At 67.4% G+C, this 9,749-nt stretch carries 9 protein-coding genes; 8 read left to right on the plus strand and 1 reads right to left on the minus strand.

Features of this window, described 5'->3' with window-relative positions; all coding sequences use genetic code 11:
• Positions 1 to 27 precede the first annotated feature (27 nt).
• The 3 genes from VGD28_RS15805 to VGD28_RS15815 all read left to right on the plus strand — a co-directional run bounded on the left by VGD28_RS15805 (position 28) and on the right by VGD28_RS15815 (position 2,842).
• On the plus strand, positions 28 to 702 hold the full coding sequence (locus VGD28_RS15805) for a 4-carboxy-4-hydroxy-2-oxoadipate aldolase/oxaloacetate decarboxylase (RefSeq protein ID WP_331029310.1): 675 nt from the start codon (positions 28 to 30) through the stop codon (positions 700 to 702).
• 63 nt (positions 703 to 765) lie between these two features.
• Positions 766 to 1,818 carry a 4-oxalomesaconate tautomerase gene (locus VGD28_RS15810; protein WP_331029311.1) on the plus strand — a complete coding sequence of 351 codons (1,053 nt, stop codon included), beginning with the start codon at positions 766 to 768 and terminating at the stop codon, positions 1,816 to 1,818.
• Positions 1,819 to 1,951: 133 nt separating this feature from the next.
• On the plus strand, positions 1,952 to 2,842 hold the full coding sequence (locus tag VGD28_RS15815; RefSeq protein WP_331029312.1) for an amidohydrolase family protein: 891 nt from the start codon (positions 1,952 to 1,954) through the stop codon (positions 2,840 to 2,842).
• Positions 2,843 to 3,207: 365 nt separating this feature from the next.
• Here the strand turns inward: VGD28_RS15815 and VGD28_RS15820 are convergent, their stop codons facing one another.
• A complete protein-coding gene (locus VGD28_RS15820; protein WP_331029313.1) occupies positions 3,208 to 4,314 on the minus strand; it encodes a 5-methyltetrahydropteroyltriglutamate--homocysteine S-methyltransferase in 1,107 nt (368 codons plus the stop codon).
• A gap of 81 nt (positions 4,315 to 4,395) precedes the next feature.
• Between VGD28_RS15820 and VGD28_RS15825 the strand changes: the two genes are divergently transcribed.
• The 5 genes from VGD28_RS15825 (at position 4,396) to VGD28_RS15845 (ending at position 9,700) form a co-directional block, all read left to right on the plus strand.
• Positions 4,396 to 5,418, plus strand: coding sequence for an aromatic ring-hydroxylating dioxygenase subunit alpha (locus VGD28_RS15825; RefSeq protein WP_331029314.1), 1,023 nt, complete (start codon positions 4,396 to 4,398; stop codon positions 5,416 to 5,418).
• Positions 5,418 to 5,846: a MarR family winged helix-turn-helix transcriptional regulator gene (locus VGD28_RS15830; RefSeq protein WP_331029315.1), complete on the plus strand. Its 429-nt coding sequence runs from the start codon at positions 5,418 to 5,420 to the stop codon at positions 5,844 to 5,846. Before VGD28_RS15825 ends, VGD28_RS15830 begins: the two co-directional genes overlap by 1 nt.
• A gap of 43 nt (positions 5,847 to 5,889) precedes the next feature.
• Entirely contained in the window at positions 5,890 to 7,206 is a 1,317-nt protein-coding gene (locus VGD28_RS15835; protein WP_331029316.1) for an MFS transporter, read from the plus strand.
• Positions 7,207 to 7,319: 113 nt separating this feature from the next.
• Positions 7,320 to 8,756 carry an aldehyde dehydrogenase gene (locus VGD28_RS15840; protein ID WP_331029317.1) on the plus strand — a complete coding sequence of 479 codons (1,437 nt, stop codon included), beginning with the start codon at positions 7,320 to 7,322 and terminating at the stop codon, positions 8,754 to 8,756.
• 107 nt (positions 8,757 to 8,863) lie between these two features.
• Entirely contained in the window at positions 8,864 to 9,700 is an 837-nt protein-coding gene (locus tag VGD28_RS15845; protein WP_331029318.1) for a p-hydroxycinnamoyl CoA hydratase/lyase, read from the plus strand.
• Positions 9,701 to 9,749: the final 49 nt, after the last annotated feature.

Genomic DNA, 9,749 nt, shown 5'->3' on the forward strand with positions numbered 1-9,749 from the left:
TTCCACTTTCCCCAGAGGAGATGTCCAATGTCCGCACGCGTCGTGCAGAACACCCCCCGCACCCCGCTGGACATCGTCGATGGCCTCGGCGAAGCAGGCGTCGCCACCGTGCACGAGGCGCAGGGCCGCATCGGCCTGCTCGCTCACTATATGCGCCCGATCTATCCCGGCGCGCGCATCGCCGGGAATGCCGTCACCATCTCCTCCCCGCCGGGCGACAACTGGATGGTGCATGTCGCGATCGAGCAGTTGCAGGCCGGCGACATCCTCGTCCTCGCGCCCACGAGCCCGTGCGTGGACGGCTATTTCGGCGACCTGCTCGCCACCAGCGCGATGGCGCGCGGGTGCCGGGGGCTGGTGATCGACGCCGGCGTGCGCGACGTGCGCGACCTGACGCAGATGGGATTTCCGGTGTGGTCGAAGGCGGTGTTCGCGCAGGGGACCGTCAAGAACACGCTGGGATCGGTGAACGTGCCGATCGTGTGCGCGGGCGCCGCGATCGAGCCGGGCGACGTGATCGTCGCGGACGATGACGGGGTTTGCGTGGTCAAGCGCGCGGATGCCGCCACGGTGCTGGAGAAGGCGCGCGCGCGCGAGGCGGCGGAGGAGAGCAAGCGCAAGCGGCTCGCCGCGGGCGAGCTGGGGCTTGATATCTACGACATGCGGCCGAGGCTGGCGGAGATGGGGCTGCGGTATGAGTGAAATGGCGACCATGCGCCTGCCTCACTGCCCCACCCCAACCCCTCCCCTGAAGGGGAGGGGCTTATGAATGGCACCCGCTGCATGTGGATGCGGGGAGGCACGTCCAAGGGGGGCTATTTCCTCGAGGACGAGCTGCCCGCCGACACGCACGCGCGCGACGCGTTCCTGCTGCGCGTGATGGGGTCGCCCGACCCGCGCCAGATCGACGGGATGGGCGGCGCCGATCCGTTGACCAGCAAGGTCGCGGTGGTGAGCAAGTCGGCGCGCGAGGGCGTCGATGTGGACTATCTGTTCCTGCAGGTGTTCGTCGATCAGGCGATCGTCACCGATGCGCAGAATTGCGGCAACATCCTTGCCGGGATCGGTCCCTTCGCGATCGAGCGCGGGCTGGTGCAGGCGCGTGACGGCGAGACCCCCGTCGCGATCTTCATGGAGAATACCGGGCAGGTCGCGGTGGCGACCGTGCAGACGCCGGGCGGGAAAGTCCGTTACGATGGCGATGCGGCGATCAGCGGCGTGCCGGGCACCGCGGCGCCGATCCCGCTCGCCTTTCGCGATACCGCAGGGTCGAGCTGCGGCGCGCTGCTGCCGACCGGCAATGGTGTGGACGAGATCGACGGGGTGAAGGTCACGCTGATCGACAACGGCATGCCGTGCGTGGTGATCGCGGCAAGCGACATGGGCATCACCGGCTATGAGGATCGCGACACGCTCGACGCCGATGCGGCGATGAAGGCGAAGGTCGAGGCGATCCGGCTGAAGGCAGGCCCGCTGATGAACCTGGGCGACGTCACCGAGAAGTCGGTGCCCAAGATGATGCTGGTCGCCGCGCCCAGGGCGGGCGGCGCGATCGCCGTGCGTTCGCTGATCCCGCACCGCGTGCATGCCTCGATCGGGGTGCTCGGGGCGGTGAGCGTGGCGACGGCGTGCCTGATCGAGGGATCGCCCGCCGCGGCGGTGGCGCAAGTGCCGGAGGGTGCGAGCAAGACGCTGGGCGTCGAGCATCCCACCGGCGTGACCGAATGCGTGGTGACCGTGGATGCGAACGGCGGGCCGATCGAGGCCGGGATGCTGCGCACCGCGCGCAAGCTGATGGATGGGGTGGTGTTCGGGTGAGGGGTCCCGTTCCTTCCCTCCGCCGTCATGCCGAACTCGTTTCAGGGTCCACCCTTCCACCAGCAGATCAGCCGCCTGCGGAGACATGGATCCTGAAACAAGTTCAGGATGACGGCAGTAGAAGAGAGGCAATGTGAGCACAGACCAAGACGGCCGCATCCGCAGCTGGACGCTCGAGCCATCGAAGCCGCGCTTCACCCCGCCGCTGGGGGCGGTGGACGCGCATTGCCATGTGTTCGGGCCGATGGCGCAGTTCCCGTTCAGCGCCAAGGCCAAGTATCTGCCGCAGGACGCCGGGCCGGACGCGCTGTTCGCGTTGCGCGAGCGGCTGGGCTTCGCACGCAACGTGATCGTGCAGGCGAGCTGCCACGGCACCGACAATCGCGCGACGCTGAACGGCATCGCGGTATCGGACGGCACCTGCCGCGGGGTCGCCGTGGTCGATCCGGCGATCTCCGACACCGAGCTCGACGCCCTGCATGCGGGCGGCATTCGCGGGGTGCGGTTCAACTTCCTCAAGCGGCTGGTGGACGATGCGCCCAAGGACAAGTTCCTCGACGTCGCGCACCGCATCCAGCGGCTGGGCTGGCATGTCGTCGTCTATTTCGAGGCCGACATCGTGGAGGAGATGAAGCCATTCCTCGCCGCGATCCCGACTCGGATCGTGATCGACCATATGGGCCGGCCCGATGTGCGGCAGGGGCCGGACGGCGCGGACATGGCGGCGTTCCGCGCGCTGCTCGACAGCCGCGACGACATCTGGACCAAGGTCACCTGCCCCGACCGGCTCGATCCCGCCGGGCCGCCCTATGCCGATTTCGTTGCCGCGGTGCGCCCGCTGGTCGAGGCGTATCCCGATCGCGTGCTGTGGGGCACCGACTGGCCGCACCCCAATATGGAAAGCGTGCTGCCCGACGATGGCGCGCTGGTGGACGTGATCCCGGAGATCGCGCCGACCGCAGAGCTGCAACACAAGCTGCTGGTGGCCAATCCGATGCGGCTCTACTGGCCCGGAGAGCTTTAAGGCCGTCGTCGATCGACCGGCCCCGGGAGTTATCCTCCTTTCCCGTCATTCCCGCGAAGGCGGGAATCCATTCTGGCTGGCGTTGCGGAAATCACACCGTCAGCGACAATGGATCCCCGCCTTCGCGGGGATGACGGATTCAATAAGCGACAGGATCCGCCTAGGGCGGATCGACATTCATCCTCCCCCGCAAGGGGGAGGTGGCGCGCGCAGCGCGACGGAGGAGGAGGAAGCTCGCCGTCAGCATCTGGCATCCGCCCCCTCCGTCAGCTTCGCTGACACCTCCCCCTTGCGGGGGAGGATTTTTCCAAGCCACTTGGCTGAACGTCGATCCGCCCTGAAGCGGGCGGCGTGCTCCCCGAGCCTCAGGCCCAAACCTCGTTCGCCACATCGATCACCAGCCGCATCTTGGCGGCCTGCTGCTCGACCTCGATGTCGTTGCCATGGACGGTCGAGGAGAAGCCGCATTGCGGCGACAGCGCGAGCTGGTCGAGCGGGGCGAAGCGTGCGGCCTCGTCGATGCGGCGCTTGACGTCGTCCTTCGCTTCCAGCTCGCCGAGCTTGGTGGTGACGAGGCCGAGCACCACGGTCTTGCCCTTGGGCACATGCCGCAGCGGCGCGAAATCGCCCGAGCGGGGATCGTCATATTCGAGGAAATAGCCGTCGACCGAAAGCTCGTTGAACAGCACTTCGGCAACCGGCTCGTAGCCGCCTTCGGCCGCCCAGGAGGAGCGGAAATTGCCGCGGCACAGATGGACGCAGACGGTCATGTCGGCAGGCTTGTCGCGGATCGAATCGTTGATGATGCGGGCATAGAGGCGCGGCAGCTCGTCCGGGTCCATGCCGCGCTTCCGCGCATTCTCGCGCTGGGTCTCGTCGCACAGATAGGCGAGGTTGGTGTCGTCGAGCTGGAGGTAGCGGCAGCCGGCGTCCGCGAGGCTGGCGATCTCGGCGCGATAGGCGGCGGCGAGATCGGCGTAGAAATCCTCGAGATCGGGATAGGCGGTCGCGTCGATCGCGTCGCGGCCGCCGCGGAAGTGCAGCATCGTCGGCGAGGGGATCGTCACCTTTGGCGTGCGCGACGTGCAGCTGGCGAGAAATTCATAGTCCGCGCGCTGGATGTCGCGGGCATGACGCACCTTGCCGGTGATCTTCATCACCGGCGGGGCGTAGGACAGTTCCTTGCCGCCATGCTGGTGGAAGTGCACCGCGGTGCCGCCGGCTTCCTCCACGCCGTCGAGCTGGAGCAGGAAATCGGTGTGGAAATAGGTGCGGCGGAACTCGCCGTCGGTGATGCCCTGAAGGCCCAGATCCTCCTGAAACTTCACAACCCCACGGATCGCTTCATCCTCCACCGAACGCAGTGCGGCGGCGTCGATCCGGCCCTCCTTGAAGTCGGCGCGCGCGTCGATCAGCGCCTTGGGGCGGAGGAAGCTGCCGACATGGTCGGCGCGGAAGGGGGGCGTGGGCATCCTCAAATCTCCTTGCGTTATTTGTAAGTATTACATACAAAATGCTGCAACGATCGATAAGGCAGAGAGAGGGCCGAGGCAATGACCTGGATCACCAACCGCTGGTATGTCGCCGCGTGGGATTTCGAGGTGGACCGCGCGCCGATCGCGCGCACCATCTGCGGCGAGCCAGTGATGCTCTACCGCAAGCTCGACCGCAGCGTGGTGGCGATGCGCGACGCCTGCCCGCACCGGCTGCTGCCGCTGTCGATGGGGTTCAAGGAAGGCGATTCGATCCGCTGCCGCTATCACGGGCTGCTGATCGGCCCGGACGGCTGCGCGACGCAGATGCCGGTCAAGTCGGAGAAGGTGCCCAAGGCGATCTGCGCGACGCTCTATCCCGTGGCGGAGAAGCACCGCTTCGTGTGGGTGTGGATCGGCGAGGCGGCGAAGGCCGATCCGGCGCTGATCCCCGATTTCTGGCCGTGCAGCGCGCCGGGCTGGACGTTCGATGGGGGCTACAATCGCGTCGAATGCGATTACCGGCTGATGATCGACAACCTTATGGACCTGTCCCACGAGACCTGGGTGCATCAGGGATCGATCGGGCAGCATGAGATTACCGAAGCGCCGATCGAGACGGTGGTGGAAGGGGAGCAGGTCTTCGTCCGCCGCTGGATGCCGGGGATCGAGCCACCGCCCTTCTGGCGCGACGCATTGCGCTCGGCCGGGCCGGTCGATCGCTGGCAGGTGTGCCATTTCCTGCCGCCCTCCTCGGTGCTGATCGATGTCGGCGTTTCGCCGGTCGAGGCCGGGGATACGATCGAGCAACACGATTCGGGGGTGCGCGGCTTCGTCGTCGATGCCATGACTCCGGAGACCGAAACCACGACTCACTATTTCTGGGGCATGGCGCGCAATTTCGACATCGACGACGCCGGCTTCACCGCGCGCTTCAAGGCGCAGCAGGGCCAGGTGTTCGACGAGGATGTCGAGGTGCTCGAGGCGCAGCAGCGCAGCATCGCGGCGAACCCCGACATGAAGCTGCGCGGCTATTCGATCGACCAGGGCAGCGTGCGCGCGCGGGCGATCATCAAGCGGCTGGCGGAAGCGGAAGCGGCCTGATGGCGAGGATTTCCCGTGGCGCGCTCGACCGCAACCTGGGCCTGCGGCTGCGGCGGGCGCATGGCGCGGTACAGCGGCATTTCGGGGAGCATTTCGCCGATCTGGGGCTGACTCAGAAGCAGGTGTCGGTGCTGTGGCTGACCGGCGACCATCCCGACCTGGCGCAGACCGACCTTGCCGCGGCGCTCGACATGGACCGGGCGACGACGATGGCGCTGGTGCACGGGCTGGAGAAGCGCGGGCTGATGTCGCGCCGCCCCTCCCCCACCGACGGGCGGCGCATCGCCTTCCGCCTGACCGGGGAGGGCGAGACGCTGCTGGAGCAGGCGAAGGCCGCAATCGCTGCCCATGAAGCGTGGCTCAAGGGCCGGTTCAGCAAGGCCGAGCTGACGGCGCTTGAGGAAATGCTCGCACGCATCTATCGATGAAGTTGTTTACTGATATAACAAACTGAGCAATGCTGGAGGGGCCATGGCTACCGATCCGCGCGCGGTGATCGACCGCGAACCCATGTCGCGCTTCCAATGGGGCGTGGTCGCGACGATGATCGGGCTCAATGCGCTCGACGGGTTCGATGTGCTGTCGATCAGCTTCGCCTCACCCGGCATCGCGAGGGACTGGGGGATCGACCGCGCAGCGCTGGGCATCGTGCTGTCGATGGAGCTGATCGGCATGGCCGTCGGATCGCTGTTCCTGGGCGGCATTGCCGACCGGATCGGGCGGCGCGCGACGATCCTGTCCTGCCTGTGCCTGATGACCGCCGGGATGCTGGGCGCGGCGAGCGCGCAGGGCGTGGAAGTGTTGTCGGCATGGCGCGTGCTCACGGGCCTGGGCATCGGCGGGATGCTCGCGGCGACCAACGCGGCGGTGGCGGAGGCGGCGAATGCCAGGCACCGGTCGCTCGCCGTGGTGCTGATGGCGGCGGGCTATCCGGTCGGCACGATCATCGGCGGATCGATCTCGGCGGTGCTGCTGTCGATGTACGACTGGCGCGCGGTGTTCGTGTTCGGCGCGGTGTGCTCGGTGCTGTTCATCCCGCTGGTGCTGTGGCGCGCGCCCGAATCGGTCGCGTTCCTGATGCACAAGCGCCCGCCCGACGCGCTCGAGCGGATCAACGCGACGCTCGCGCGGATGGGCCACCCACCGGTCGATGCGCTGCCCGAGCCGGGAGCGGCGACGCGCAAGGTGCCGCTGATCGATCTGTTCTCGCCGGGGCTGGTGCGCGCGACCTTGCTGCTCACCCTTGCCTATCTCGCGCACATCATGACCTTCTACTTCATCCTCAAATGGATCCCGAAGATCGTGGTCGATATGGGCTTCCCGCCGCCCGAAGCCGCGGGCGTGCTCGTCTGGGCGAGCATCGGCGGGGCGAGCGGATCGCTGATCCTGGGGCTGCTCACGGGCAGGATCCGGCTGCTCGCGCTCACCATCGTCGCGATGCTGCTCTCGACCGCGCTGGTGATCGTGTTCGGCCGCGCGCAGACCGACCTGACCGCGCTCTCGACCGTCGCGGCAATGGCAGGCTTCGCGACCAATGCCGGCGTGGTCGGGCTCTATGCGCTGATCGCCCAGTCCTTCCCGACTGGCGTGCGCGCGACCGCGACCGGCTTCGTCATCGGCGTCGGGCGCGGCGGGTCGGCGCTGGCCCCTGCCCTTGCCGGCTTCCTGTTCGCGGCGGGCCACGGCCTTCAGACGGTGGCGATCCTGATGGGGCTCGGCTCAATCATCGGCGCGATCGCCTTGTTCGCGATGCGCGGCTGGTCCGCCCCCGCCGAGCACCGGGCGTAATTTCCCCGCAGCGGGTTGCCGTGTCCATCGTGCCTTCGGACTGAAGGTGCGACGAAGACGCTTGCATCGCGCCTAATTACGTTATATTGCATAACAATAATCAGGAGAGGCGCATGGCCACCATTGCACCGCCGGCCCCCGGCACGACCTTCACCCGGCTGAATCCCGTGACCGGCGAGATCGCGACCACTGCGCGGGCATCGACCGTCGCGGACGCGAACGCCGCAGTGGAAGCCGCCGCCGCCGCATTTCCCGCCTGGTCCGCGCTTGGCCCCAATGCGCGCCGCGCCGCGCTCAACAAGGCAGCCGATGCGCTTGCCGCCAGAGCCGAGGATTTCGTCGGGGCAATGAAAGGCGAGATCGGCGCGACCGAGGGCTGGGCGCGCTTCAACCTGATGCTCGCCGTCGGCATGGTGCGCGAGGCCGCGGCGCTGACCACCCAGATCGGCGGCGAGGTGATCCCGAGCGACAAGCCCGGCTGCATCGCGATGGCGATCCGCGAGCCGGTCGGGGTGATGCTGGGCATCGCGCCGTGGAACGCGCCGATCATCCTGGGCGTGCGCGCGGTGGCGGTGCCGCTGGCGTGCGGCAATACGGTGGTGCTCAAGGCGAGCGAGCAATGCCCGCGCACGCACAGCCTGATCGCCGAAGCGTTCGACGAGGCGCTGCCCGAGGGAGCCGTCAGCATCGTCACCAACGCCCCCGAGGATGCGGCGGAGATCGTCGGCGCGCTGATCGACAACCGCCACGTCCGCCGCATCAACTTCACCGGATCGACCGCAGTGGGCCGGATCATCGCCAAGCGTGCGGCGGAGCATCTGAAGCCCGTGCTGCTCGAGCTGGGCGGCAAGGCACCGATGCTGGTGCTGGAGGACGCCGACCTCGACGAGGCGGTGAAGGCGGCCGCGTTCGGCGCGTTCATGAACCAGGGCCAGATCTGCATGTCGACCGAGCGGATCATCGTGGTCGAGGCGGTCGCCAACGCGTTCGTCGAGAAGTTCGCGGCCAAGGTCGGCACGATGCCGGTCGGCGATCCGCGCGAGGGCAAGACCCCGCTCGGCGCGGTGATCGACCGGAAGACGGTCGATCATGTGAAGTCGCTGATCGCCGATGCGCTCGCCAATGGCGCGGTGCAGGTGAACGGCGGCGACGTGCTCGATGGTACGGGCGGCGTGCTGATGCCGGCGCATGTCATCGATCATGTAACGCCCGACATGAAGCTGTTCCGCGACGAGAGCTTCGGCCCGGTGGTCGGCGTGGTCCGCGCGCGCGACGAGGCGCATGCGATCGAATTGGCCAACGACACCGAATATGGCCTGTCGGCATCGGTGTTCACCCGCGATACGGCACGCGGCCTCAGGGTCGCGAAGCAGATCAAGTCGGGCATCTGCCACGTCAACGGCCCGACCGTGCACGACGAGGCGCAGATGCCGTTCGGCGGGGTCAAGGCATCGGGCTACGGCCGCTTCGGCGGCAAGGCCGGGATCGACAGCTTCACCGAGCTGCGCTGGATCACGATCGAGACCGAACCGGGACACTATCCGATTTGAGAACACGTCGCCCCAACGAAGGCTGGGGCCTCCATCCGCACGCGCGTCGCTTGCGGCACGAGATCCCAGCTTTCGCTGGGATGACGGATTGAGTTGAAGGGAAACACATGACCGAGACCTCCACCAACGGCGTCGTCGCCTATGATGTCGAGAAGGGCATTGCCTGGGTGCGGTTCAACCGCCCCGACAAGCGCAACGCGATGAGCCCGACGCTCAACCGCGACATGATGGAGGTGATCGACGCGCTTGAGTTCCGCGACGATGTCGGCGTGCTGGTGCTGTCGGGCGAAGGCCCGGCCTGGTCTGCGGGCATGGACCTCAAGGAATATTTCCGCGAGACCGAGGCGCAGGGCCTGGGCGGCACGCGCAAGGCGCAGCGCGAGAGCTATGGCTGGTGGCGGCGGCTGCGCTGGTATCAGAAGCCGACGATCGCGATGGTCAATGGCTGGTGCTTCGGCGGCGGCTATGGCCCGCTGTTCGCCTGCGACCTCGCCTTTGCGGCGGAGGAGGCCAAGTTCGGCCTGTCCGAGATCAACTGGGGCATCCTGCCGGGCGGCGGCGCGACCAAGGTCGCGACCGAGCTGCTACCGTTCCGCAAGGCGATGTACCATGCGATGATGGGCGAGAATATCGACGGCAGGACCGCCGCCGACTGGGGGCTGGTGAACGAGGCGCTGCCGCTCGCCGACCTCAAGGATCGCGTGACCGAGGTGGCGAACGTGCTGCTCGCCAAGAACCCGGTGGCGCTGAAGGCGACCAAGGACGCCGTGCGCCGCGTCGGCATCATGAGCTATGACGACGCCGAGGACTATCTGGTCCGCGCGCAGGAGGCCGCCAACAGCTTCGACGATGACGGGCGCAAGGAAGGCATCCGCCAGTTCATCGACGAGAAGAGCTACAAGCCGGGGCTGGGCGCGTACGACAAGGATCGCGTGAAGGCGTGACTGAAAAAGCCCCTCCCCTTCAGGGGAGGGGTTGGGGGTGGGGCCTGTC

The sequence above is a fragment of the Sphingomonas sp. genome (assembly GCF_036402235.1).
Taxonomy (GTDB): Bacteria; Pseudomonadota; Alphaproteobacteria; order Sphingomonadales; family Sphingomonadaceae; genus Sphingomonas.